Below are 21,805 nucleotides of genomic sequence, written 5' to 3'. Positions count from 1 at the left end.
CTTCGTACCCTTACCAGCTCGACTTGGTCACGCCGGGGATCATGCCCTTGTTGGCAAGATCACGCAGCTCGATGCGGCAGAGACCAAACTTGCGGTAGTAACCGCGCGGACGGCCGGTGGTCGCGCAACGATTGCGAACCCGGGTCGGGTTGCCGTTACGCGGGATTTCGGCCAGCTTCAGACGGGCGATGAGACGCTCGGTTTCGTCGAGCGATTCATCATCGGCAACCGCCTTAAGGCGCGCGTACTTGCCTGCATACTTCTTAACGAGCTGCTTGCGGCGCTCGTTCTTGTTCACGGAACTCAGTTTCGCCATGGACTTAAGCTCTCTTCCTCAGCGGCGGCTCACGCCGCTTCCTTCTGTTCCGACTCTTCAGCCGGGAACGGGAAACCGAACAGACGGAGCAGCTCGCGCGCTTCCTCGTCGGTCTTTGCGGTGGTGGTGACGATGATGTCCATGCCACGCACCTTCTCGATCTTGTCGTAGCTGATCTCCGGGAAGATGATCTGCTCCTTAAGACCCATCGCGTAGTTGCCCCGGCCGTCGAAAGACTTCGGGTTCAGACCACGGAAATCGCGAATGCGGGGCATTGCGATCGTGATGAGGCGATCGAGGAATTCGTACATGCGTTCGCGGCGCAGGGTAACCTTGCAACCGATCGGCATGCCTTCGCGCAGCTTGAACTGTGCGATCGACTTGCGGGCCTTGGTGATCACCGGCTTCTGACCAGCGATGGCTTCCATTTCCGCAGCGGCAGTCTGGACCTTCTTCTTGTCCTGGCTGGCCTCGCCCACACCCATGTTGAGCGTGATCTTTTCGATCTTGGGCACTTCCATTGCGTTCTTGTAACCGAACTTCTCGGTCATCGCCTTGACGACGGCGTCGTCATAGCGGGTGCGCATGCGCGGAGTGTAATCAGCCATCGATGGTCTCCCCGGACTTCACGGCCACGCGGACCTTCTTGCCGTCCTTGGTTTCGAAGCGAACGCGCGTCGGCTTGCCGTCCTTGTCGGCGACCGCGATCTTGCTGATCGCCATCGGGGCCGGAATGCGCTCGATGCCACCCTGCGGGTTCTGCTGGGTCGGCTTGCGGTGACGGGTTGCGACGTTCACGCCTTCAACCACGACCTTGCCGTCCTTCGGGAGAACCTGAAGCACGGTGCCGGTGCGGCCCTTGTCCTTGCCGGACAGGACGACGACGGCGTCACCCTTCTTGATCTTCGAAGCAGCCATTACAGCACCTCCGGAGCGAGCGAGATGATCTTCATGAAGCCCTTGCCGCGCAGCTCGCGAACGACGGGGCCAAAGATACGAGTGCCGATCGGCTCCTCGTTCTTGTTGATGAGCACCGCCGCGTTGCTGTCGAAGCGGATAACGCTGCCGTCTGCACGGCGCACGTCCTTGCGGGTACGCACGATCACCGCACGGTGAACGTCACCCTTCTTCACGCGGGCGCGGGGCTGCGCCTCCTTTACCGACACCACAATGATGTCGCCAACGCCTGCGAAACGACGCTTCGAGCCACCCAGCACCTTGATGCACTGGACGCGCTTGGCGCCGCTGTTGTCCGCGACGTCGAGATTGGATTGCATCTGGATCATCGATCCGGGTCCTTCTCAACTGGCTTGCCGGAACCAGTCCGGCAGTTCCTAAAAAGACAGGCCCACTAGGGGCCCGAGTCGCCTTGACGGGCGAAGTGCGGGCCTTTGCCGCATTCTCCCGTCCAGGTCAACACTCTGCTTTCGGCCTGGAGGCCGAGGTCCTTAGACCTCTGCTTCCAGTGCCGTGCCCTTGCTCGCCTGAAGACGGTCAAGAACCTTCCAGGTCTTGGTCTTCGAGTAGGGCTTCGTCTCCTCGATGCGGACACGTTCGCCGGTCTTGAAGGCGTTGTCCTCATCGTGAGCATGGTACTTCTTCGAGCGGCGGATGATCTTCCCGTAGAGGGGGTGCTTCACCTTGCGCTCGACCAGTACGGTAACGGTCTTGTCGGTCTTGTCGGAAACCACGGTCCCGATCAGAATACGCTTGGGCATCGTGTGTCTCCTCAGGCCTGCGCCGCGCGCTCGGCCTGGAGCGTCTTGATGCGCGCGATGTCACGGCGGACTTCACGCACCCGCGCCGGGGCTTCGAGCTGGTTGGTCGCGGCCTGGAACCGCAGGTTGAACTGTTCGCGCTTAAGGTCGGCGAGGTCAGCGGTCAGCTGATCGTCGGTCTTGGCACGAAAGTCTTCGATCTTGTTTGCCATGATTCGACTTCCTTACTCGCCGCCAAGGTGCGAAGTGTCGCCGAGGCGAGCCACGACCTTGGTCTTGATCGGCAGCTTCATCGCAGCGCGGCTGAAAGCCTCGGCTGCGAGCGGGCCAGCGACGCCGTCCAGTTCGAACAGGATACGGCCGGGCTTGACGCGGGCCGCCCAGTATTCGACCGAACCCTTGCCCTTACCCTGACGGACTTCAGCAGGCTTCTTCGAAACCGGCACGTCGGGGAAGACGCGGATCCAGAGACGACCCTGGCGCTTGATGTGACGCGTGATCGCGCGGCGAGCCGCTTCGATCTGGCGGGCGGTGATCCGCTCGGGCTCGAGGGCCTTGAGGCCGTACGAACCGAAGTTCAGGTCGGTGCCGCCCTTGGCATCACCCTTGATCCGGCCCTTGAAAGCCTTGCGGAACTTGGTCTTTTTCGGTTGCAGCATGGTGCTTACTCTACCTCAAGCCTCAGCGCGCCGGACGGACGCCGGAGGTCTGAGCCTCCATCATCAGACGATCCTGCGCCATCGGGTCATGGCCAAGGATTTCACCCTTGAAGATCCAGACCTTGATGCCGATGATACCGTAGGCGGTCAGAGCCTCGGCTTCGGCATAGTCGATGTTCGCACGCAGCGTGTGCAGCGGAACGCGGCCTTCGCGATACCATTCCACGCGAGCGATTTCGGCGCCCCCGAGACGGCCACCGCAGGTGATCTTGATGCCTTCGGCACCAAGACGAAGGGCCGACTGAACGGCGCGCTTCATCGCACGGCGGAACGCAACACGGCGGACCAGCTGGTCGGCAATGCCCTGAGCGACGAGCTTCGAATCGATTTCCGGCTTGCGGATTTCGACGATGTTCAGCTTCACTTCGCTCGAAGTCATGGCCGAGAGCTGCTTGCGCAGCTTCTCGATGTCCGCACCCTTCTTGCCGATGATCACACCGGGACGGGCTGCGTAGATCGAGATGCGGCACAGCTTGGCCGGACGCTCGATGACCACCTTGGAGATCGCTGCCTGCGGCAGGGTCGACATGATGGACTTGCGGATCTTGAGGTCTTCCTCAAGAAGCTTGCCGTAGTCCCGGCCTTCCGCAAACCAGCGGCTGTCCCAGGTACGGTTGATCTGCAGACGCAGACCGATCGGATTGCTCTTGTGACCCATGGATCAGGCCTCCTCGACTTCGCGAACGACGATCCGCAGGCGTGAGAACGGCTTGAGGATCCGGGTGGACTTGCCGCGACCGCGCGCGTGGAAGCGCTTCATCGTGATCGACTTGCCAACCGATGCCTCGGCGATGACGAGAGCGTCAACGTCGAGGTTATGGTTGTTTTCCGCATTGGCGATCGCCGAAGCGAGGATCTTGCGGGCGTCCTGGGCCATGGCCTTCTTGGAGAAGGCCAGGATGTTCATCGCGTCCTCGGCCTTGCGGCCACGGATGAGAGCGGCGACGAGGTTGAGCTTCTGGGCGGAACCACGAATGGTGGTGCCAACCGCAAGAGCTTCCTTCTCGCCAACGCGGCGGGGTGCTGCCTGCTTGCTCATTAGCGCTTGCCCTTCTTGTCGGCGGCGTGGCCGGGGAACGTGCGCGTGGGCGCGAATTCACCGAGCTTGTGGCCGACCATGTCCTCGTTGACCGAGACAGGGATGAACTTGTGCCCGTTGTAGACCGAGAAGGTCAGACCAACGAACTGCGGGAGAATGGTGGAGCGACGCGACCAGGTCTTGATCGGACCAGCGCGGTTGCCGGCATCCTGCGCGACCTCGGCCTTCTTGAGAAGGTACAGGTCGACGAAGGGGCCTTTCCAGACGGAACGTGCCATCGTGTCTTACCTCTTCTTCTTGGCGTGGCGCGAACGGATGATCATCTTGTCCGTCTGCTTGTTGTTGCGAGTGCGAGCACCCTTGGTCGGCTTGCCCCACGGAGTGACCGGATGACGGCCGCCCGAGGTACGGCCTTCACCACCGCCGTGCGGGTGGTCGACCGGGTTCTTGGCAACACCGCGGGTCAGCGGGCGACGGCCCAGCCAACGGCCGCGACCAGCCTTGGCAAGGGTCTGGTTGGCGTTGTCGGGGTTCGACACGGCGCCAACGGTGCCCATGCAATCGCCACGCAGGTAGCGCTGCTCGCCCGAGTTCAGACGAACGATGACCATGCCGCGATCGCGACCGACGACCTGCACATAGGTGCCTGCCGAACGTGCGATCTGGCCGCCCTTGCCGGGCTTCATCTCGACGTTGTGGCAGATCGTGCCGACCGGCATCTGCGACAGAAGCATGGCATTGCCGGGCTTCACGTCGGTCTTCTCGCCGGCGACGACGACGTCGCCAACGGCCAGACGCTGAGGCGCGATGATGTAGGTCAGCTCACCGTCGGCGTACTTGACCAGCGCGATGAAAGCAGTGCGGTTGGGATCGTATTCGATCCGCTCCACGGTTGCTTCCATGTCCCACTTGCGACGCTTGAAGTCGATGAAGCGGTACTTCTGCTTGTGACCGCCGGCGATGCCACGCGAAGTGACATGGCCCTTGTTGTTGCGGCCACCGGTCTTGCTCTTGCCTTCGGTCAGCGCCTTGAGGGGCTTGCCCTTCCAGAGCGACGACTTGTCGACGAGGACCAGGCCGCGGCGGGCGGGGCTGGTCGGGTTGTAATGCTTCAGTGCCATCGGATCAGCCCCGTACGCCTTCGGTGATGTCGATCGACTGGCCTTCGGCCAGCGTGACAATCGCCTTCTTCACGTCGCTGCGGCGGTATTCCCTACCGCGCCAGCGCTTGGTCTTGCCCTTCTGGACCAGGGTGTTCACGCCAGTCACCTTGACGTCGAACAGCGCCTCAACGGCGGCCTTGATCTGGGGCTTGGTTGCCGCGTCGGCCACCTTGAAGACAACCGCGTTCTGCTCGGAGAGCAGGGTCGACTTCTCGGTGATGTGCGGCGAGAGGATCACGTCGTAATGACGGATGTCCACGTTGCTCTTAGCCATTGAAACGCGCCTCCAGCTTCTCGACAGCGGCGCGCGTCAGCACCAGCGTATCATGCTTCAGGATGTCGTAGACATTGGCGCCGACAGCCGGAAGCACGTTGACGCCGATGATGTTGCGGGCAGCCAGGGCGAAGCCCTCGTTTACCTGCTCACCGTCCATGACGAGAACCTTCTTGCCGAAGTTCGCCTTGGCGAGCTGACCGGCGAGCGCCTTGGTCTTGGCATCGGAAACGTCGAGCGAGTCGACGATCACGAGACCCTTCTGAGCCTTGGCCGAAAGGGCCATCTTCAGACCGAGAGCGCGGATCTTCTTGTTCAGCGAGACGTTGAACTCGCGGCGACGAGCACCGTGAGCCTTACCACCGCCGATGAACACCGGAGCCGCACGATCGCCGTGACGGGCAGTACCGCCACCCTTCTGGCGACCGAACTTCTTGCCGGTACGCGCGACTTCCGAGCGCTCGCGGGTCGCACGGGCGATGCCGCGGCGATTTTCGAGCTGCCAGGTGACGACGCGGTGCAGGATGTCCGCGCGCGGCTCGAGGCCGAACACGTCGTCCGAAAGCTCGATGTCGGCGTTAGCGGCCGAACCGTCGATATTGAGGACCTGAACCTTCATGATTAGCCCTCCTGGCCTTCGGTCGCTTCGGGAGCCGCCACGTCAGCAGGGGTCTCGGCAGCGGCCGTATCATTGGTGTTGGCAGCCAGCTTGAGGCCGGCGGGGTACGGAGCCTCGCCGTGACGGTCGACCTTGACGGCGTCCGAAACGGTGAGCCAGGCGTTCTTCGAACCCGGGACCGAGCCCTTGACGAAGATCAGGCCACGCTCGTCGTCCACGCGGACGACTTCGAGGTTCTGCTGGGTGCGCTGACGGTCGCCCATGTGGCCGGCCATCTTCTTGTTCTTGAACACCTTGCCCGGATCCTGACGGTTACCCGTCGAACCGTGCGCACGGTGCGAGATCGACACACCGTGGGTGGCGCGCATACCGCCGAAGCCCCAGCGCTTCATAGCGCCCTGGAAGCCCTTGCCCTGGGTGTGGCCGGCAACGTCGACCAGCTGGCCAGGCACGAAGTGCGAGGCAGCGATCGTCGAACCGACTTCGAGGAGGGCATCGTCGGCAACGCGGAATTCCGCGACGCGCATCTTGAGCGAAACTTCAGCCTTGGCGAAGTGCTCACGCTGCGGCTTGGCAACGTTCTTCTGCTTTGCTTCGCCCGCACCGAGCTGAACCGCGACGTAGCCGTCACGATCAGCAGTACGAACCGAAACCACCTGACAGTCTTCAAGTGCCAGGACAGTGACGGGCACGTGGCGACCGTCCTCCTGGAACAGGCGGGTCATCCCGACTTTCTTGGCGATCACGCCTGTACGCATGACCTTTCTCCTTACAGAGGCGTACGCAGGACCATCCCCCGTACGCGTGTCCAACCCTGGTTGTGATACGAACCCCGTCCGGGTCAGGTGTTCCCTGCCAGCCCATCATGGACCGCGGAAACGAGACGGGGGACGCATTCCCGACGCTTCCCGAAGGAGACGGCGGAGGTATCCCTTGTGTCCCCCGGCGGCTTGCCGCCCGGGGCGCTGTCTCTGCGGGTTTCTCCCCGCAAAGCCGGCCATCGGGCCGACAAGGACAATTTGGATCCGAAGATCCGAATTTCGCCTCGATCGTTTAAAGTCCGATCGGAAAGGACTTTCGGGGCAACCTTTCGGTCACCCCGCAAACCGGCTTAGGCCAGCTTGATTTCGACGTTCACGCCGGCAGCCAGATCGAGCTTCATCAGAGCGTCGACGGTAGCTGCGTTCGGCTGCACGATGTCAAGCAGACGCTTGTAGGTGCGGACTTCGAACTGCTCACGCGACTTCTTGTCGATGTGCGGGCCACGGTTGACCGTGAACTTCTCGATCTTCGTCGGCAGAGGAATGGGCCCACGAATCAGAGCGCCGGTACGGCGGGCCGTGTCAGCGATTTCGCCAGTAGCCTGGTCGAGCACGCGATGGTCAAACGCCTTGAGGCGGATACGGATGTTCTGAGCTTCCATTACCTACTACCGATGAGAAAGAGCCAAAGGGCCGAAGCCCCGTCAAATTCGAACCGCGCCACTACACGGTGATGCCGAGTCGAGCAAGCCCTGATTTCACGAAGTCCGGCAGGTTCCCGAAGGTCGCCAACGCGGTTCGTCGCATCGCCCCTTCCCTACCTCCGTTCCGCATCCTAGGTTGGCATGGCGACGCCTAGCAGAAGGCGCTTTCAATGCCCTCCATCACCACGACAATTTCCAGCACGCTTGCCGCGCTCACCCTTGCATGCCTGGCGCCCGCCACCGCAGCAGCCGACAGCTCCGGCTACGGCCCCGGCCAAACGGGCGTCCCCATCGACATCGACGATACCAACACGCTTTCCGCCCACGCCACCATGCCAGACGCCAAGGGCGCTGCCGTTGATGAGGCCTGCCGTGCTGCCGCCCGTGCCAGCAATGGCGGCAATGACGGCACGATCGTCGTCTGCTCCCACGGCGGCGATGGCACTGACCAGCGCGTCCCGGCTTCGAAATCCGTCGACGAAAGCACGCGTACGGGCGCGGCCTACCCGCCCGACCTCTGGGACCTGCCTGGCTGCCTAGGCCCCTGCATCACCATACCGTTCGGCCACGTGCCGGAACCTGTCTACTACATCGACCTGGCGTCCATTCCCGCAGCACCCAAAGGCTCGGATGCATGGAAGATCGGACAGGGCGAGTTGCGGGCACACTAGCCCTACGCCGGGGCCTCGAGCGCCACAAACGCCTTAACTCCATAAACGCGAAAAGCCCGGCGCCTCTTTCGAGACGCCGGGCCAATCACTTTAGCCGTAGCTGCAAGATCAGCGAATTACTTCGTGATCGTGGCAACGACGCCCGAACCGACGGTGCGGCCGCCTTCGCGGATTGCGAAGCGGAGACCTTCGTCCATGGCGATCGGAGCGATCAGCTTCACGGTCAGCGAAACGTTGTCGCCCGGCATCACCATTTCGGTGCCCTCGGGAAGGATCACTTCGCCGGTCACGTCGGTGGTGCGGAAGTAGAACTGCGGACGGTAGTTGGCGAAGAACGGCGTGTGACGGCCGCCTTCGTCCTTCGACAGAACGTAGACTTCAGCCGAGAACTCGGTGTGCGGGGTCACGGTGCCCGGCTTGGCGAGAACCTGGCCACGCTCCACGTCGTCGCGCTTCAGGCCACGAACCAGCGCGCCGATGTTGTCGCCGGCTTCACCCTGGTCGAGCAGCTTGCGGAACATTTCGACGCCGGTGACGGTGGTCTTCTGCGTGTCGCGGATACCGACGACTTCGACTTCTTCACCAACCTTGACGATGCCGGTTTCGACGCGGCCGGTAACAACCGTACCACGACCCGAGATCGAGAACACGTCTTCGACGGGCATCAGGAATGCCTTGTCGGTGGGACGCGGGGGCTGCGGGATGTAGTCGTCGACAGCCTTCATCAGCGCAAGGATCGATTCCTTGCCGATGTTGTCGTCACGGCCTTCGAGGGCGGCGAGAGCCGAACCCTTGACGACGGGGATGTTGTCGCCGTCGAAGTCATACGACGAGAGCAGTTCGCGCACTTCGAGTTCGACGAGCTCGAGGAGCTCTTCGTCATCGACCTGGTCGACCTTGTTCATGTACACGACCAGCTGCGGCACGCCGACCTGGCGGGCGAGCAGGATGTGTTCGCGGGTCTGCGGCATCGGGCCGTCAGCAGCGTTCACAACCAGGATCGCGCCGTCCATCTGGGCGGCACCGGTGATCATGTTCTTCACGTAGTCAGCGTGACCCGGGCAGTCGACGTGCGCGTAGTGACGGGCTTCGGTCTCGTACTCGACGTGAGCGGTCGAGATCGTGATGCCGCGCTCGCGCTCTTCCGGAGCCTTGTCGATGTTTGCGAAGTCAACGGCTTCACCGCCGAACGCTTCCGACATGACCTTGGTGATGGCAGCCGTGAGGGTGGTCTTGCCGTGGTCGACGTGACCGATGGTGCCGATGTTGCAGTGCGGCTTGTTCCGCTCGAATTTTGCCTTCGCCATCTTACAAACCTTCTTTCGCTTGAATTGTATCTGCGGGATGTGAGGCAACGCCCGCCGAAACAGGCGCCGCCCCTAGAATGATCTTGCCGTTTAGGCAAGCTTCTCCTTGACCTCAGCCGCGACGTTCGCCGGGACTTCGTCATAATGGGAGAAGAACATCGAGTAGTTCGCACGACCCTGGGTGAACGAGCGGAGCTGGTTCACATAGCCGAACATGTTGGCCAGCGGGACCATCGATTCGACGACCTGGGCATTGCCGCGGCTGTCGGTGCCCTGGATCTGGCCACGACGGCTGTTCATGTCGCCGATGACGTCGCCGAGGTATTCCTCGGGGGTAACGACTTCGACCTTCATGATCGGTTCGAGCAGCTTGATGCCGGCCTTCTGGGCGACTTCACGCATGGCACCGCGACCGGCGATTTCGAAGGCCAGGGCCGACGAGTCGACGTCGTGGTAGGCACCGTCGTAGAGGACGATGTCGAAGTCGATGATCGGGAAGCCGACCAGCGAGCCCGAGGCAGCGGTTTCGCGCATGCCCTTTTCGATCGCGGGGATATATTCCTTCGGAATGTTACCGCCCTTGATCTCGTCCTTGAAGGTGATGCCCGCACCGCGCTCGCCCGGCGTGACCTTGACCTTCACGCGACCGAACTGACCGGTACCGCCCGACTGCTTCTTGTGGGTGTAGTCGATGTCCACCGGCTTCGCGAGGTATTCGCGATAGGCAACCTGCGGAGCGCCGACGTTGGCTTCGACCTTGAACTCGCGACGCATGCGGTCGACGATGATGTCCAGGTGAAGTTCGCCCATGCCCTTGATGATCGTCTGGCCCGATTCGTGATCGGTAGTGACGCGGAACGAGGGATCTTCGGCCGAGAGACGGTTGAGCGCGACGCCCATCTTCTCCTGGTCGGCCTTGGTCTTCGGTTCCACCGACAGTTCGATGACCGGCTCGGGGAATTCCATGCGTTCGAGCACGATCGGCGCGCGTTCGGCGCAGAGCGTGTCGCCCGTGGTGGTTTCCTTCATGCCGGCAAGAGCAACGATGTCACCCGCGAAGGATTCGTCGATGTCCTTACGGTCGTTGGCGTGCATTTCGAGAATGCGGCCGACCTTTTCCTTCTTGCCCTTCACCGAGTTCAGGTACGAACCCTTCGAGAGCGTACCCGAGTAGATACGGATGAAGGTGAGCGAGCCCACGAAGGGATCGTTCATGACCTTGAAGGCCAGCGCCGAGAACGGAGCGTTGTCTTCCGGCGGACGGCTGTCGGGCTCGTCGCTGTCGACTTTGACGCCCTGGACGTCTTCGATGTCGAGCGGCGAAGGCAGGTAGTCAACGACGGCGTCGAGCAGGGGCTGAACGCCCTTGTTCTTGAACGCCGAGCCGCAAACGACCGGAACGAACGAGTGGTTCAGCGTGCCCTTGCGGATCAGCGACTTCAGCGTGGCGACGTCGGGCTCATTGCCTTCGAGGTAGGCTTCCAGAACCGCATCGTCCTGCTCGACAGCGAGTTCGAGCAGCTTTTCACGGTATTCGGCAGCTTCGTCAGCGAGTTCAGCCGGGATTTCTTCGTAGAAGAATTCGGCGCCGAGCGATTCGTCCTTCCAGATGATCGCGCGGTTGTGAACGAGGTCGACCAGGCCCTTCAGGTCGGCTTCGAGGCCGATCGGAATGTAGAGCACGGCAGGCTTGGCACCGAGGCGGTCGATGATCGACTGCACGCAGTACTTGAAGTTCGCGCCGGTACGGTCGAGCTTGTTGATGAAGCACATGCGCGGAACGCCGTACTTGTCAGCCTGGCGCCACACGGTTTCCGACTGCGGCTCAACGCCGGCAACGCCGTCGAAGCAGGCGACCGCACCGTCGAGCACGCGCAGCGAACGTTCGACTTCAATGGTGAAGTCAACGTGGCCGGGGGTGTCGATGATGTTGATGCGGTATTCCTGGCCCTCGGACGTCCAGAAGCAGGTGGTCGCAGCCGAGGTGATGGTGATCCCGCGTTCCTGCTCCTGCTCCATCCAGTCCATGGTCGCGGCGCCGTCGTGGACTTCGCCGATCTTGTAGGACTTGCCGGTGTAATAGAGGATGCGCTCGGTAGTCGTGGTCTTACCGGCGTCGATGTGCGCCATAATACCGATGTTGCGGTACATATTGAGCGGATGGCTGCGTGCCATGGTGAGAATCCTTAGCAGGAGTGTTCGGGGTTGGGACCGACCGTCAGATAGGCCCCCGCCCCCTGAATTAAAAGTGTGACGCCCGGATGACCGCCTCTGAAGGGGCCGATCCGGGCGACACCACGCACATTACCAGCGGTAGTGCGAGAAGGCGCGGTTCGCGTCCGCCATGCGGTGCGTGTCTTCGCGCTTCTTCACGGCGTTGCCGCGGTTGTTGGCAGCGTCGAGCAGCTCGCCCGAGAGACGCGCCGACATGGTGGTCTCGGGACGGTTGCGGGCGGCGGTGATGAGCCAGCGGATGGCCAGGGCCTGGGCGCGCTCGGGGCGCACTTCGACGGGAACCTGGTAGGTCGCGCCACCGACGCGGCGGCTGCGGACTTCGATCTGCGGCTTCACGTTGTTCAGGGCATCGTGGAACAGCTGGACCGGATCGGCCTTGGCGCGGGTTTCCATGGTGTCGAGAGCACCGTAGACGATCGATTCAGCGACCGACTTCTTGCCGTCGAGCATGAGGTTGTTCATGAACTTCGACAGGGTCTGATCACCGAACTTGGGATCAGGCAGGATTTCCCGCTTCTCGGGACGACGACGACGTGACATCGTTGGTATTCCTTGTTGTTTCGGGCGGGAGCGTGAGCATCACCGGCCGGTAGATCCAGTACCGTGCGGCAGAGAACGTCAGGCCCTCATGCCGCTACCAGCTTACTTCGGACGCTTGGCGCCGTACTTCGAGCGCGACTGCTTGCGATCCTTGACGCCCTGCGTGTCGAGCACGCCGCGCAGGATGTGGTAGCGCACGCCGGGAAGGTCGCGAACGCGGCCGCCGCGGATGAGCACGACCGAGTGCTCCTGCAGGTTGTGGCCTTCACCCGGGATGTACGAAATGACTTCGCGGCTGTTGGTCAGGCGCACCTTGGCGACCTTGCGGAGAGCCGAGTTCGGCTTCTTCGGGGTCGTGGTGTACACGCGGGTGCAGACGCCGCGCTTCTGCGGGTTCTGCTCCATCGCAGGAACCTTCGACTTGGCCTTCTGCGGTTCGCGACCCTTGCGGATCAGCTGGTTGATAGTGGGCATCTATACTCTTCTTTCAAATGGGAGTGCGATGGATCCGGGCCGGAGCATCTTGCCCGTCGAGACGGACAGCACCGGCGCGAACCCTTCGCACCCCAAGGGACCAAACCGACAACGGGCCCCGGAGCATCTGAAAGGATGAGGAAATTCGAGAGTCACGCCGAACGGTGAACACCCGGGCCGCACCTGCCGCGCCGATCCCGGATCGGGAACGATGGCGGTCTGCAACCTGGCAACCGTCGAACGTGAGCCGAAAAACACTCCACCCGGTCAGAAACACCGGATTACTTTGCCATGCGCACCTTCGAAAACCCCCTGCACGACTCGGCACAAGGTATTTCCGAAGAGACCTCCTCATGGCCAAGCCACGGAAAAGTCCCAAAAAATGCCGACATGACAATGTTCAGCTCTATGTCGTTTCCCACGAGCGAACCCGCAGGAGATGGCGGCCCTTAGGTGATCCGAGCCGCAGGGTCAAGTTCAGGCGCAATCCGCCTCCCCTCCCATCCCTATGCGGAAGCTGCGGAAGATAGCTTTGACGTCAGGAAGGGGTGGATTGCGGACGATCGGCTTTTGCGCTTCAGTGTCGACCTGAGCAACGTCAACCGAGGAGTGTGCTTTGCTGACGGAATTCTTTCTAGGCCGCGCTGACGATGGCGTCGCGCTCTCCACGGACATGGCTCGCACGCCCATCTACCGCACGAACAACGCTGATAACTCAGTTCTTGCTGCGCTCTGGAAAGCCGTGGATCAGAGTGCGGATGCTTCACGCTTGGCTGGAGAAGAGTTTTTAGTCGCGATTGGCTCGCCCGAGGGACCTTGGGTCTTTGCAATACCTGATGAGCTTGTCATTCGTTTGGATGAATTAAACGAGGACAGCTTTGCGAACGCGGCGGATCGATGGGCGCGATCAAAGGAACTTTCCTATCATGGTGTCTCCGGGGCGGACTTAATTGAACCCCTGAAAACTATGAAGGCGCTGGCGAGCGATGCCCGATCGACAGAACACACGCTCTTTTTGAGGATGGCGATGTAGACGCTGATGGGCCTTGAGACGGATCGCGAGGGCCGCAACGGGGGGGAAGCTGTCATTAGGCGGGGCAGCTAGTCGGTTCCTTTGGCATTGCCTCAACGAACTTCGTTCCTATCCAGCGGAACGCCTGCTTCGCACACGCGCCAGTGTTGCTGCCGTCGCGCGACCCGTAGGTCACTTCCACGACATCGCTATCATGACTGGTCTTGATGTCCCAAATCATCTGTCCGTCACCCGCTTCGCCCGGAGCGGAAAAGACTAGCCCACTGCGGCGGTCCACAAACCAGTAGCTGCCGCATGCAGTGCCACAGGGAACGTAGGCAGTAGAGTAGTGACCTGCGAAGCTAATGTCTCCTTCGACCGCCAGTTGTATTTGCCTGAGAAGCTCAGGCTTGCTTTCCCCCGATGCGAAACGGCTTGGTTTAGCGTTTTCGTCTCCATCCCTTGAGCCATCGACCGGACAAACCGTGTTCGCGTCACCATCACGGCAAGCTGGCGTGTCAGAATACATGTCTTTGGCGCAAGCAGACCCAAGGCATAGCAGAAGTAGTGCCACAATTTTTCTTGTCATAAGGCTATGTTTAACCTCGCGCCTAATGTCCGTAATGGGGCGGTCGCGGACCGACAGCTTTTCTCGCGTAACATAGGGCGGCCTCGCCTGAACGAGCGGCCGCTTTCGATCAATGGAAGATACCTGCCGTCCGGCGGTAATGGGTGCAAGGCAGTCGCTGATCCGGCTCCGACCCGCTGAATTGTCCGCAATCGAGGCGTGAGGATCGAGAGACCGAAAAAGCGGCCGGAGGAATTGGGCCACGCCCCCGCGACGTCAGAAGAGCGAGAATCGACTCACGCCGTGAACAAGGGATTTTATTATTTTCTGTCCGGCTTGTGCGAACTCGTGCAAATATCTATCTAGGAACCATCGAAGAGAATTCCGTCTACAGGCAATGCTTCGACTGAGAGCTCCGTGCTCCCGCTTATGAAGTGGAGCAAGGCCATGGCTTTTCATCTCACCCGTTATTTCACGTCATCGGCATCCGCACGATGAGCCGCGCCATCAACGTGAACCTGCCCGAGGCAGACGTGATCGCGCTTTGCGACAAGTTCGCCGTGTCTATCAGCACCATCGAGCCCTTGCCCACGGGCGGGACGCATCTGGTCTGCACGCGGGGAGAAGGCGCGGACGAAATGCGGCGCAGGCTCAAGGGCCATATCGTCGAAGGCGTCGTCAGGCGCTTCCCCTTCTATCGCGCCCGGGGCCCCTGGTAGGCCCGGACGCGCCGACGCGAAGGACCGTCCGATGGCACCGCAACTCAACCTGATCGTCCAAGCCCCCATCCGCGAGGGCGCCCGGCCATTGGACCGCAGCAACGCGGCCCGCCCTGGAGTGCAGGGCGATGCACCTTCCCACTTCGACATCTTCCGCGCGGAATCCGTCAGCGTGACCTCCACCCTGTTCGCCGGGGGCGACTGGCGGTGGCGGCTGGTTTCCTGCGTGGGCACTGTGCTGGTCGAGTGCGGCGGCTATCGCAGCCAGGCGCTGGCGGCGGCGGCCGTGGACCTGCTGCGCAGCGAGGCCTGGTCCGCCACCGTATCCGCCCGGGCCTGATCTCGCGCAGGATCGAATCGGCCGAAGCGGCCTTTCCCCGAATTCGTACACGTCTTCGGGCGATCGGTGCTAGAAGCAGCCATCGCGGGAACCGGACACCAAGCCTCCCGCGGCTGAGGGATAAAACGCGCCCCCGCTTGAAAGCAGGAGCACGAACATGGCCAAGTCGCAGAAGCGCAGCACGCGGGAAATCCGCAAGCCCAAGGCAGCCAAGACCAAGCCCGCGCCTTCCCTGGGCCTTTCCACGGACTCGCAGGTCGTCACCACCATCCGCAAGCCCAGGGACAAGCTGTGAGGCCTTGACCCCCTGAGGCCCTGATCCCGCCCCTCCGCCCGCCACACCCCCGGCTGGCGGAGGGGCGCGGGGAGCATCCGCCCACCGGCGATCCCCGTTCGGCCAGTGCATTGCAGAGCCACGGCCCTCACGAAACATTTTCCTACACGCCGCCGACCGCGTTAAACCGGCCCGCCATGAAATGACGGGGATGACGGCAAGGATAATTGCTCCGGCCCCTGAATCGGCCCTGCAACCTTCATGAGGCCTGAAACGGCTTGAAAATCCCGCGCCCAAACCGGCGTAGAAGTGGCCGCAAACAGAAATCGATGCGCCGATGCAGCACGGAATAGCTTGCAATTTTGACGTTTAGACACCATGTGGCGGGTGCTGCGTCGCCTGCGACGGGATTTTGCCGGCTGGAACTTCAGCCCTGCCTCCCATTTCTAGCTGCTTGGCCTTGATGGCTCGCCTTTCGATGTGCGGACGGCGGGACCTGACGCAAATTGACTATGGACGGAACCGGATGGCCAAGGAAGAATTGCTTACTATGGAAGGCTACATCGAGGAAATCCTCCCCGATGGGCGCTTCGCCGTTCTGCTCGACAACGAGCACAAGATCATCGCCTACACCGCGGGCAAGATGCGCAAGTTCCGCATCCGCTCCGTCGTTGGCGACCGCGTACACGTGGAAATGACGCCTTACGACCTCACCAAGGGTCGCATCGTGTTCCGCGAACGCACCCCCGGCCAGGCCGGTGGCCCGCCGCGCAAGCGCGGCGGCTTCAAACGATAAACGCAATGCGGCCAAGGGCCGCTGATTCAGGGCGGCCATGAGCCGCGAAATTCAGGAATAGATGATTACAGATTTTTCGGGAGCGATCCATCGCTCTACCAATGCCTTCAATACACATCAGATCCGGCATCTCCCGCGCCCTGCGCGGGACGCCAGCCGGACCAGCCTGTCACGAGAGGATCTCCAGCGGCTTGTCGCCGCGATGGTCGACTGAGGTCGACCCTTCCTCCTGAAGGCACTTACCGGGCGGCGCGCAGGACGCGCCGCCTCGGGCAAAAACCCACAAACCGCAGCTTGCGGGGTAAGAACCGGGGTCGGCATATGCCGCGCCCCGGTTCTTCTGCAATCAGGCCGACTGCAGGTTCACGGCAGAAGCCTTGCCATTGCGGCCGACTTCGACTTCGTAGGAAACGCGCTGGTCCTTGTTCAGCGTCTGCATCCCGGCGTTCTGAACGGCGCTGATGTGGACGAAGCTGTCCTGGCCGCCGTCCTCGGGCGAAATGAAGCCGTAACCCTTGTCGGTGTTGAAGAACTTCACGGTGCCGATCGGCATGGGTGTTTCCTTTCAAGAAACGGTGTTTTCGGCCTGCGAGATTGCAGTCCGGTAGTGCGTCAAATCGTCAAGTGAAAGGAAATCGTCGCAGTTGAAGTTCGGATCGGAAAATTCCGGCCCGGACCCAATATTGCCGAAACCCGTCGCAAATTCGACGTCAGCGCCAACGGCTATATCACAACAGCGCCCCGGTCCCTAGCTGGAACTGTTCTCGGGCGGATGATCCCCCTTCGCCCGAGTATTTTCGCGGCCTGTTCTCCGAGTTCGCCACCACCTAGCCCTTAATAACCAAGGAAATCCGCCGTCATTTTCGTAACCTATCAGGTGACGAATCCATGGGCGTGTCAGCCATCGGCGGGGCGGTTTCCCCCCGAAGGCAGGGCGCCGGGTGGCAGGTCTTTCCAGGGAGGGCACCCCATATGTCGCACCAGTTATCGCGCCTGTTCCGTTTCAGGCACATTCTCGCGGCCCCGCTTGCCGCGACGCTCGCTTCGTCATTGATGCTCGGGGCATGTTCCTCGCCCACGGCATCTCTGCCCACGCTCGCATCCACGCAGGCAGGTCCCTACCGCGTGGGTGCGGGCGACAAGCTGCATATCGTGGTGCAGGATCTGACGACCGCCGACGGCGACTACATCGTCGAGGATACCGGCGCGATCTCGCTGCCCTATATCAAGCAGGTGAACGTCGCCGGGCTCACCTACCGGGAGATCGAACAGGGCATCGCCGCCACGCTGCTGCGCCAGGGGATCATGACCGGCGACCCGGTGGTCAACGTCGGCCCGGTGGAACTGCGCCCGTTCTATGTGGTGGGCGAGGTCAACCAGCCCGGCCAGTTCGCCTATCGCCAGGGCATGACCGTGCTGGCAGCGCTTTCGGCGGCGGGGGGCTACACTTACCGCGCGCAGACCGGCAAGGTGGCGATCACCCGGCAGGTCGACGGCAAGGACGTGACCGCGCAGGCGGACGAAACCACCATCATCCTCCCCGGAGACCGTATCCGGGTCTACGAGCGCTGGTTCTGACGCCGTGCGGGGGGCAATCGCACTGGCCGTCCCGGTCCCGCTCCTGCTGGCGACTCCGCAGCAGGCACTGGCCCAGGCACGCGACATCGGCTCGACCGCTCCGGCGGTCTATCCCAACGATAGGTCCTATCGGGAACTGCCGATCCACCTCGGCTCGATCGACGTCACCATGGGCGGCGAAGCCCGGATCGAGTACGACAGCAACGTCTACGCCGAACCCGCCAATGCCCGGGACGACGTGCATCTCGAAATCACGCCCGAAATCAGGGCCCGGACCGCGCCCGGCGTCGTCAGCGGCGAAGTGCTGGCCACGTCCACGATCCGGCGCTTCGCCGATCTCAAGACCGAGAATACCGAGGCCTGGCTGCTCCAGGGCTCGGCGCGCTGGTCTCCCGATCCTTCCACCTCGGTAACGGGGCGCGGGTTCTGGCAGCGCGCGGTCGAGGAGCGCGGCTCGCCGGAATCCCGGCAGGACCCGAACTCCGGCCCCCGCGAGATCGACAGCCTCGGCGGCGAACTGCGCGCACACCATGAGACGGCGCGCCTGCTGTTCGACCTTCAGGGCAACATTACCCAGTACGACGCGGTTTCCGCGGCGGACGCCAACCGGGACTTCACCGGCTACAGCGCCCTTACCACGGCCGGCTGGCGGGTATCGGGCATCACCTTCGTCACCCTGAGCGCCTTTGCCGTGCGGCGTGATTTCAGGATCGAAAGGACTTCCGAGGGCGACAAGCGCAACACCACCACCTGGGGCATGCGCGGAGGCATCCAGATCCAGCCGGGAGGCGTGCTGGAGGGCAATCTGTCGGCAGGCTTCTTCCGCCTCGAACCCGACGACCCGGGCACGCCGGGCCGCACCGGGCTCTCGGTCTCGGGCAACCTGACCTATCATCCCACGCGACGCACTGCGGTGATCCTCGACGCCTTCAACGGCGACGTCGCAACCTTCCGCACCGGCGCCCAGTCCCGCACGGACACGACCGTCAAGCTGGCGGTGCAGCAGGAGATCAGGCACAACCTGTTCGCAACGGTAGGCGCCGGCTATCGCCGCTCGCGCTACAACGGCTCGGGAACCAAGGAGCAGACCGTAACGGCATCGGGCGAGATCGAATATGTGATGTCGCGCAATATGTCGCTGGCCGGCTACGCCAATTTCGGCAAGCGGACCGGCGATGACGGCACCCAGGAGTTCGACCGCTTCCGCACCGGCGTCGCACTGCGCATCCGGTTCTGACCGGGCACCCCGCCGGCAGCACACACCCAGGGGAGCGCCCCGGGTGTGTGCTGCCGTGTGCGGGGTCGGCCCGTGCCGCGCGCCCTTCCCCTTCAGCCTCGCGCCAGTTCCTCGTAGACCGTGCTGACCTGACGGACGTGATTCTCCTTTGAGAAGCGCCGCCTGGCTTCGAGCCGTGCATGCCGGCGGATCGCGTCGATCCGTTCCGGATCGGCAAGCAGGTCGGCGGCCGCGCGCGCCATGGCGGCGGGATCGTCGAGCGGGCAGAGCACGCCGCAGCCGCCCTCCAGCGCCTCGGGGTTGCCGCCCGAATCCGTGGCGACGACAAGCGTGCCGACCAGCATCGCCTCCACCAGCGTGCGGCCAAGCGGCTCGCGCGCGGCGGGAACCAGCAGCAGATCGCAGCCCGCCAGCCATTCATGCCCCGGCGAGCGATAGCCCATCATATGGACGCGGGCATTGCCGGATACCCGCGCGATCCGCTCGGGCAATGCGTCTCCCACCTCGGTGTTGCGCGGATCGCCGAACATCAGGCCGACGACCGGACGGTCGAGCATGGCGCCCAGCCGCTCCACGGCCTCCACGAACTCCAATGGCCGCTTGCGCTTCACGAAGTTGCCGAACCAACCGCACAGCAAGGCATCGGGCGGACAGCCGAGTTCCTCGACGATCCGGGCGCGCATCGCCGCCCAGTCGGCGCTGACCGACGTGTCGAAGGGACTGTAGACGACTTGCGCGGCCCTGGCCGCCTCGCTCGATCCCTGCGGCAGGGAAAACCGCGAGACGGTGAAGATCCGGCTGGCCAGCAAGGGGGCGACGAAGCGCAGGCCGCGGGCATCGGGATCGCCGCGATGGTGCCAGACCAGCCGCGCCCCCGCCAGCCGCGCCGCCAGCGCCCAGCTCGCATGGCTGCGGCCGTCATTGCTGTGAACCACGTCGATACCATGCTCCCGCAGGAAGCGCGCCCGGCGGGGTACCCCTGCGAGCGCGCGCAGCACCTTGCCGGGACCGAAGCGCGCGCCGGGCACGAAGGAGCGGCGCGGCGCGGCGGGATCAGGCATCCGGGTAAAGGCGCCGAAGAACTCCGCAATCGTTCCGTCCGGCACTTCCGGCACCACCAGCAGGCGGTAGCGCGCCTGATCGAGGCCCTCCATCAGCCCCCGCGCCGAGACATGGCTGCCGCCCAGTTCGTCCCCCGCGAAGGGGAAGCAGATGGTGAGCGGCCCGCCGGTCCGCCCACGGGCCGGAATCTCGCCGCCAAGGGGAACCGGCGCAGCCAGGCTGTTCACAGGCCGAACCCCTTCTCGCGATATGCCAGGAATTCCTCGAAGTTCTCGATCCCGTTGCCGTTCCGGTCGCCCCAAGCGTCGTTCTTCGTGGTGTCGAGCCCGTTGGCGCGCTCCCAGGCGTCGTCCATGCCGTCCTTGTCGTTATCGGCATAAGGCGCGGCCGGAGGCTGGTAGGGGATCGCCGGGACAGGAGCGCCGATACGTCCGGTGATGCCACGCACGTCGGCGAGCACCTGCTGGTCGATGGCATCGCGCGGGAATGCCCCGGCGCGGGCGAGCACGGAGGAATAGGCGGCCGTCGCGGCCATTGGCTGGAGCGTCAGCGGGCACGGCGCCTGCTGGACCTGCGCGGGCACGACTTCCGGGCTGACATGCTTGAAATTGCCGCTGAAATTGTTGTCCCACAGATAGATCGACGCGGTTCCCGTCGATCCCACCGTCTCGCGGGCAACGCCGCGGCTGTTGGTGTTGGTGTTGGTCCCGGCGATGAAGCTGTTGCCGACGATGGATACCGGCGAGCCCCCGTAGCTCTCCCAGACTTCCGCGAACTCGGAGGCGGCGTTGTAGAGCACGTTGTTGATGACCTCCACGCAGGAGCCGCGCGGGAAGTTGATGTCGGGGTTGCGGTCTCCGTTGTGGGCGCAGACGTTGCCGATGAAGCTCAGCTTCTGCTTGTCCACCGGATCGCTGGCGAGCAGCGCGCACTTGTCATGCTTGGGGATACCCCAGGCGAAGATCGAATTGCTGATGGTGATCTCGTCGTTGTCGTCGTAGCCGTTGATCACCTCGTCGCGCGCCCAGGAGGCGCTGACATGGTCGATCACCACGCGGCTGCTCCGCTCGATGGTGATATCGTCCTCGCCGCCGGGATTGCGGCCGATGCGGTCGGTGCGCACGCGGATGCCGCGCACGACCACGTCATGCGTGTTCTTGATGACCAGCGGGGTCAGTCCGTTGGACCCGCCCGCATGGGCCAGCGTGATCCCGCCGCCGGGCGCGGTCTGGCCGGCGATCGTCAGGTAGGGGGTCATGATCCACGGCGGGCGCTGGGTGAAGCGGATCACCCCGTTGACCCGGAACACGCAGACGCGCGGACCGGTCGCGGTCACACAGGCGCGGTAGGAACCGGCGCCGGAATCGGCCAGCGTGGTGATGTAGATGATACGCCCGCCGCGCCCGCCCACGCTGGTGGCGCCGTAGCCCACGGCTGCCGGGAACGCCTTCTTGCCCGCGATGGCGCGCACCACGGGCGCCGCCGCCAGCACCGGCTCGCCCGCGGTTCCGGCAAGGCCGAGCACCAGGGCCACGATCGCCAGCACCGCGCCGCCGAACCAGACGGGACGCCAGTTCGCGCGTTTCCTCGCAACGGGGCGGGCTGTCCTCGAGGTGTCTGCCGCGGTCATGCCATATCTCCAGCCTGGCTCAGGAGCACTTTGCCCCCCGCCCCCCGCA

30 protein-coding genes are annotated in these 21,805 nt (G+C 63.2%); 8 read left to right on the top strand and 22 right to left on the bottom strand.

Going from position 1 to position 21,805, the window contains the following annotated elements; translation table 11 throughout:
• Positions 1–10: 10 nt before the first annotated feature.
• The 15 genes from rpsN to rpsJ form a co-directional block, all read right to left on the bottom strand.
• Positions 11–316 (bottom strand): 30S ribosomal protein S14, encoded by a 306-nt coding sequence (rpsN, locus tag ACLIMP_RS07710; RefSeq protein WP_054440327.1) that lies wholly within the window; start codon positions 314–316, stop codon positions 11–13.
• Between the two features lie 29 nt (positions 317–345).
• On the bottom strand, positions 346–924 hold the full coding sequence (rplE, locus tag ACLIMP_RS07705; RefSeq protein WP_054440325.1) for a 50S ribosomal protein L5: 579 nt from the start codon (positions 922–924) through the stop codon (positions 346–348).
• Entirely contained in the window at positions 917–1,234 is a 318-nt protein-coding gene (rplX, locus tag ACLIMP_RS07700) for a 50S ribosomal protein L24 (RefSeq protein WP_054440323.1), read from the bottom strand. Before rplX ends, rplE begins: the two co-directional genes overlap by 8 nt.
• On the bottom strand, positions 1,234–1,602 hold the full coding sequence (gene rplN, locus ACLIMP_RS07695; RefSeq protein ID WP_054440322.1) for a 50S ribosomal protein L14: 369 nt from the start codon (positions 1,600–1,602) through the stop codon (positions 1,234–1,236). The genes rplX and rplN overlap by 1 nt, the downstream gene beginning before the upstream one ends.
• 162 nt (positions 1,603–1,764) lie before the next feature.
• Positions 1,765–2,034: a 30S ribosomal protein S17 gene (rpsQ, locus tag ACLIMP_RS07690; RefSeq protein ID WP_054440320.1), complete on the bottom strand. Its 270-nt coding sequence runs from the start codon at positions 2,032–2,034 to the stop codon at positions 1,765–1,767.
• Positions 2,035–2,045: 11 nt separating this feature from the next.
• Positions 2,046–2,246: a 50S ribosomal protein L29 gene (gene rpmC / locus ACLIMP_RS07685; protein WP_054440318.1), complete on the bottom strand. Its 201-nt coding sequence runs from the start codon at positions 2,244–2,246 to the stop codon at positions 2,046–2,048.
• 12 nt (positions 2,247–2,258) lie between these two features.
• Complete coding sequence (rplP, locus tag ACLIMP_RS07680) at positions 2,259–2,693, bottom strand: 50S ribosomal protein L16 (RefSeq protein WP_021233439.1); 435 nt, start codon at positions 2,691–2,693, stop codon at positions 2,259–2,261.
• 22 nt (positions 2,694–2,715) lie between these two features.
• Positions 2,716–3,411, bottom strand: a complete 696-nt coding sequence (gene rpsC, locus ACLIMP_RS07675) for a 30S ribosomal protein S3 (protein WP_054440316.1) — start codon at positions 3,409–3,411, stop codon at positions 2,716–2,718.
• A gap of 3 nt (positions 3,412–3,414) precedes the next feature.
• Positions 3,415–3,792: a 50S ribosomal protein L22 gene (rplV, locus tag ACLIMP_RS07670; protein ID WP_054440314.1), complete on the bottom strand. Its 378-nt coding sequence runs from the start codon at positions 3,790–3,792 to the stop codon at positions 3,415–3,417.
• On the bottom strand, positions 3,792–4,070 hold the full coding sequence (gene rpsS / locus ACLIMP_RS07665; RefSeq protein ID WP_054440312.1) for a 30S ribosomal protein S19: 279 nt from the start codon (positions 4,068–4,070) through the stop codon (positions 3,792–3,794). The genes rplV and rpsS overlap by 1 nt, the downstream gene beginning before the upstream one ends.
• 6 nt (positions 4,071–4,076) lie before the next feature.
• Entirely contained in the window at positions 4,077–4,913 is an 837-nt protein-coding gene (gene rplB / locus ACLIMP_RS07660; protein WP_054440310.1) for a 50S ribosomal protein L2, read from the bottom strand.
• Positions 4,914–4,917: 4 nt separating this feature from the next.
• Positions 4,918–5,229 carry a 50S ribosomal protein L23 gene (locus tag ACLIMP_RS07655; RefSeq protein WP_054440308.1) on the bottom strand — a complete coding sequence of 104 codons (312 nt, stop codon included), beginning with the start codon at positions 5,227–5,229 and terminating at the stop codon, positions 4,918–4,920.
• Positions 5,222–5,848: a 50S ribosomal protein L4 gene (rplD, locus tag ACLIMP_RS07650; protein ID WP_054440306.1), complete on the bottom strand. Its 627-nt coding sequence runs from the start codon at positions 5,846–5,848 to the stop codon at positions 5,222–5,224. Before rplD ends, ACLIMP_RS07655 begins: the two co-directional genes overlap by 8 nt.
• A gap of 2 nt (positions 5,849–5,850) precedes the next feature.
• Positions 5,851–6,606 (bottom strand): 50S ribosomal protein L3, encoded by a 756-nt coding sequence (gene rplC, locus ACLIMP_RS07645; protein ID WP_054440304.1) that lies wholly within the window; start codon positions 6,604–6,606, stop codon positions 5,851–5,853.
• Positions 6,607–6,959: 353 nt separating this feature from the next.
• Positions 6,960–7,271, bottom strand: a complete 312-nt coding sequence (rpsJ, locus tag ACLIMP_RS07640) for a 30S ribosomal protein S10 (protein ID WP_007011873.1) — start codon at positions 7,269–7,271, stop codon at positions 6,960–6,962.
• A 212-nt stretch (positions 7,272–7,483) separates the two neighbouring features.
• Between rpsJ and ACLIMP_RS07635 the strand changes: the two genes are divergently transcribed.
• On the top strand, positions 7,484–7,984 hold the full coding sequence (locus tag ACLIMP_RS07635) for a hypothetical protein (RefSeq protein ID WP_324698608.1): 501 nt from the start codon (positions 7,484–7,486) through the stop codon (positions 7,982–7,984).
• A gap of 116 nt (positions 7,985–8,100) precedes the next feature.
• Here the strand turns inward: ACLIMP_RS07635 and tuf are convergent, their stop codons facing one another.
• The 4 genes from tuf to rpsL all read right to left on the bottom strand — a co-directional run bounded on the left by tuf (position 8,101) and on the right by rpsL (position 12,540).
• The gene (tuf, locus tag ACLIMP_RS07630) at positions 8,101–9,291 is read right to left on the bottom strand and encodes an elongation factor Tu (RefSeq protein WP_054440300.1); all 1,191 of its coding nucleotides are present in this window, start codon (positions 9,289–9,291) and stop codon (positions 8,101–8,103) included.
• Between the two features lie 90 nt (positions 9,292–9,381).
• Positions 9,382–11,466, bottom strand: coding sequence for an elongation factor G (gene fusA, locus ACLIMP_RS07625; RefSeq protein WP_054440298.1), 2,085 nt, complete (start codon positions 11,464–11,466; stop codon positions 9,382–9,384).
• Between the two features lie 129 nt (positions 11,467–11,595).
• Positions 11,596–12,066: a 30S ribosomal protein S7 gene (rpsG, locus tag ACLIMP_RS07620; RefSeq protein ID WP_054440295.1), complete on the bottom strand. Its 471-nt coding sequence runs from the start codon at positions 12,064–12,066 to the stop codon at positions 11,596–11,598.
• A gap of 102 nt (positions 12,067–12,168) precedes the next feature.
• Positions 12,169–12,540, bottom strand: a complete 372-nt coding sequence (rpsL, locus tag ACLIMP_RS07615; protein WP_007682177.1) for a 30S ribosomal protein S12 — start codon at positions 12,538–12,540, stop codon at positions 12,169–12,171.
• A 616-nt stretch (positions 12,541–13,156) separates the two neighbouring features.
• On the opposite strand from rpsL, the gene ACLIMP_RS07610 reads away from it, so the two are divergent.
• The 5 genes from ACLIMP_RS07610 (at position 13,157) to infA (ending at position 16,249) form a co-directional block, all read left to right on the top strand.
• The gene (locus ACLIMP_RS07610) at positions 13,157–13,573 is read left to right on the top strand and encodes a hypothetical protein (RefSeq protein ID WP_324698603.1); all 417 of its coding nucleotides are present in this window, start codon (positions 13,157–13,159) and stop codon (positions 13,571–13,573) included.
• 1,041 nt (positions 13,574–14,614) lie between these two features.
• Positions 14,615–14,839: a hypothetical protein gene (locus ACLIMP_RS07605; protein WP_054440292.1), complete on the top strand. Its 225-nt coding sequence runs from the start codon at positions 14,615–14,617 to the stop codon at positions 14,837–14,839.
• A gap of 31 nt (positions 14,840–14,870) precedes the next feature.
• On the top strand, positions 14,871–15,179 hold the full coding sequence (locus tag ACLIMP_RS07600; RefSeq protein ID WP_324698601.1) for a hypothetical protein: 309 nt from the start codon (positions 14,871–14,873) through the stop codon (positions 15,177–15,179).
• Positions 15,180–15,336: 157 nt separating this feature from the next.
• Positions 15,337–15,474 (top strand): hypothetical protein, encoded by a 138-nt coding sequence (locus tag ACLIMP_RS07595; protein WP_165913223.1) that lies wholly within the window; start codon positions 15,337–15,339, stop codon positions 15,472–15,474.
• A gap of 505 nt (positions 15,475–15,979) precedes the next feature.
• Complete coding sequence (gene infA, locus ACLIMP_RS07590; RefSeq protein ID WP_054440289.1) at positions 15,980–16,249, top strand: translation initiation factor IF-1; 270 nt, start codon at positions 15,980–15,982, stop codon at positions 16,247–16,249.
• A 346-nt stretch (positions 16,250–16,595) separates the two neighbouring features.
• Here infA and ACLIMP_RS07585 read toward each other — a convergent pair whose 3' ends face one another.
• The gene (locus tag ACLIMP_RS07585; RefSeq protein ID WP_054440287.1) at positions 16,596–16,802 is read right to left on the bottom strand and encodes a cold-shock protein; all 207 of its coding nucleotides are present in this window, start codon (positions 16,800–16,802) and stop codon (positions 16,596–16,598) included.
• 419 nt (positions 16,803–17,221) lie between these two features.
• Between ACLIMP_RS07585 and ACLIMP_RS07580 the strand changes: the two genes are divergently transcribed.
• A complete protein-coding gene (locus ACLIMP_RS07580) occupies positions 17,222–17,827 on the top strand; it encodes a polysaccharide biosynthesis/export family protein (protein WP_054440285.1) in 606 nt (201 codons plus the stop codon).
• Positions 17,828–17,831: 4 nt separating this feature from the next.
• Positions 17,832–19,064, top strand: a complete 1,233-nt coding sequence (locus tag ACLIMP_RS07575) for an outer membrane beta-barrel protein (RefSeq protein ID WP_324698597.1) — start codon at positions 17,832–17,834, stop codon at positions 19,062–19,064.
• 92 nt (positions 19,065–19,156) lie between these two features.
• On the opposite strand, the gene ACLIMP_RS07570 is transcribed toward ACLIMP_RS07575, so the two are convergent.
• Positions 19,157–20,353, bottom strand: a complete 1,197-nt coding sequence (locus ACLIMP_RS07570) for a glycosyltransferase family 4 protein (protein WP_324698596.1) — start codon at positions 20,351–20,353, stop codon at positions 19,157–19,159.
• Positions 20,350–21,756, bottom strand: a complete 1,407-nt coding sequence (locus ACLIMP_RS07565) for a pectate lyase family protein (RefSeq protein WP_292634683.1) — start codon at positions 21,754–21,756, stop codon at positions 20,350–20,352. The genes ACLIMP_RS07570 and ACLIMP_RS07565 overlap by 4 nt, the downstream gene beginning before the upstream one ends.
• Between the last annotated feature and the right edge of the window lie 49 nt (positions 21,757–21,805).

It is taken from the genome of Novosphingobium aeonii (assembly GCF_052279045.1).
Classification (GTDB): domain Bacteria; phylum Pseudomonadota; class Alphaproteobacteria; order Sphingomonadales; family Sphingomonadaceae; genus Novosphingobium.
This window is presented reverse-complemented; position numbering and strand designations above follow the sequence as displayed.

What these genes read in the sequence shown, in the direction of transcription:
- ACLIMP_RS07585 (WP_054440287.1), bottom strand. Translation starts at nt 16,802, where the DNA reads ATGCCGATCGGCACCGTGAAGTTCTTCAACACCGACAAGGGTTACGGC.
- rplV (WP_054440314.1), bottom strand. Translation starts at nt 3,792, where the DNA reads ATGAGCAAGCAGGCAGCACCCCGCCGCGTTGGCGAGAAGGAAGCTCTT.
- fusA (WP_054440298.1), bottom strand. Translation starts at nt 11,466, where the DNA reads ATGGCACGCAGCCATCCGCTCAATATGTACCGCAACATCGGTATTATG.
- rpsS (WP_054440312.1), bottom strand. Translation starts at nt 4,070, where the DNA reads ATGGCACGTTCCGTCTGGAAAGGCCCCTTCGTCGACCTGTACCTTCTC.
- ACLIMP_RS07565 (WP_292634683.1), bottom strand. Translation starts at nt 21,756, where the DNA reads ATGACCGCGGCAGACACCTCGAGGACAGCCCGCCCCGTTGCGAGGAAA.
- tuf (WP_054440300.1), bottom strand. Translation starts at nt 9,291, where the DNA reads ATGGCGAAGGCAAAATTCGAGCGGAACAAGCCGCACTGCAACATCGGC.
- ACLIMP_RS07600 (WP_324698601.1), top strand. Translation starts at nt 14,871, where the DNA reads ATGGCACCGCAACTCAACCTGATCGTCCAAGCCCCCATCCGCGAGGGC.
- rplX (WP_054440323.1), bottom strand. Translation starts at nt 1,234, where the DNA reads ATGGCTGCTTCGAAGATCAAGAAGGGTGACGCCGTCGTCGTCCTGTCC.
- ACLIMP_RS07580 (WP_054440285.1), top strand. Translation starts at nt 17,222, where the DNA reads ATGTCGCACCAGTTATCGCGCCTGTTCCGTTTCAGGCACATTCTCGCG.
- infA (WP_054440289.1), top strand. Translation starts at nt 15,980, where the DNA reads ATGGCCAAGGAAGAATTGCTTACTATGGAAGGCTACATCGAGGAAATC.
- rplB (WP_054440310.1), bottom strand. Translation starts at nt 4,913, where the DNA reads ATGGCACTGAAGCATTACAACCCGACCAGCCCCGCCCGCCGCGGCCTG.
- ACLIMP_RS07595 (WP_165913223.1), top strand. Translation starts at nt 15,337, where the DNA reads ATGGCCAAGTCGCAGAAGCGCAGCACGCGGGAAATCCGCAAGCCCAAG.
- rpsJ (WP_007011873.1), bottom strand. Translation starts at nt 7,271, where the DNA reads ATGGAAGCTCAGAACATCCGTATCCGCCTCAAGGCGTTTGACCATCGC.
- rplN (WP_054440322.1), bottom strand. Translation starts at nt 1,602, where the DNA reads ATGATCCAGATGCAATCCAATCTCGACGTCGCGGACAACAGCGGCGCC.
- rpsG (WP_054440295.1), bottom strand. Translation starts at nt 12,066, where the DNA reads ATGTCACGTCGTCGTCGTCCCGAGAAGCGGGAAATCCTGCCTGATCCC.
- rpsQ (WP_054440320.1), bottom strand. Translation starts at nt 2,034, where the DNA reads ATGCCCAAGCGTATTCTGATCGGGACCGTGGTTTCCGACAAGACCGAC.
- rpsC (WP_054440316.1), bottom strand. Translation starts at nt 3,411, where the DNA reads ATGGGTCACAAGAGCAATCCGATCGGTCTGCGTCTGCAGATCAACCGT.
- rpsN (WP_054440327.1), bottom strand. Translation starts at nt 316, where the DNA reads ATGGCGAAACTGAGTTCCGTGAACAAGAACGAGCGCCGCAAGCAGCTC.
- rplC (WP_054440304.1), bottom strand. Translation starts at nt 6,606, where the DNA reads ATGCGTACAGGCGTGATCGCCAAGAAAGTCGGGATGACCCGCCTGTTC.
- rpsL (WP_007682177.1), bottom strand. Translation starts at nt 12,540, where the DNA reads ATGCCCACTATCAACCAGCTGATCCGCAAGGGTCGCGAACCGCAGAAG.
- ACLIMP_RS07655 (WP_054440308.1), bottom strand. Translation starts at nt 5,229, where the DNA reads ATGGCTAAGAGCAACGTGGACATCCGTCATTACGACGTGATCCTCTCG.
- ACLIMP_RS07605 (WP_054440292.1), top strand. Translation starts at nt 14,615, where the DNA reads ATGAGCCGCGCCATCAACGTGAACCTGCCCGAGGCAGACGTGATCGCG.
- rplE (WP_054440325.1), bottom strand. Translation starts at nt 924, where the DNA reads ATGGCTGATTACACTCCGCGCATGCGCACCCGCTATGACGACGCCGTC.
- ACLIMP_RS07635 (WP_324698608.1), top strand. Translation starts at nt 7,484, where the DNA reads ATGCCCTCCATCACCACGACAATTTCCAGCACGCTTGCCGCGCTCACC.
- rplP (WP_021233439.1), bottom strand. Translation starts at nt 2,693, where the DNA reads ATGCTGCAACCGAAAAAGACCAAGTTCCGCAAGGCTTTCAAGGGCCGG.
- rpmC (WP_054440318.1), bottom strand. Translation starts at nt 2,246, where the DNA reads ATGGCAAACAAGATCGAAGACTTTCGTGCCAAGACCGACGATCAGCTG.
- rplD (WP_054440306.1), bottom strand. Translation starts at nt 5,848, where the DNA reads ATGAAGGTTCAGGTCCTCAATATCGACGGTTCGGCCGCTAACGCCGAC.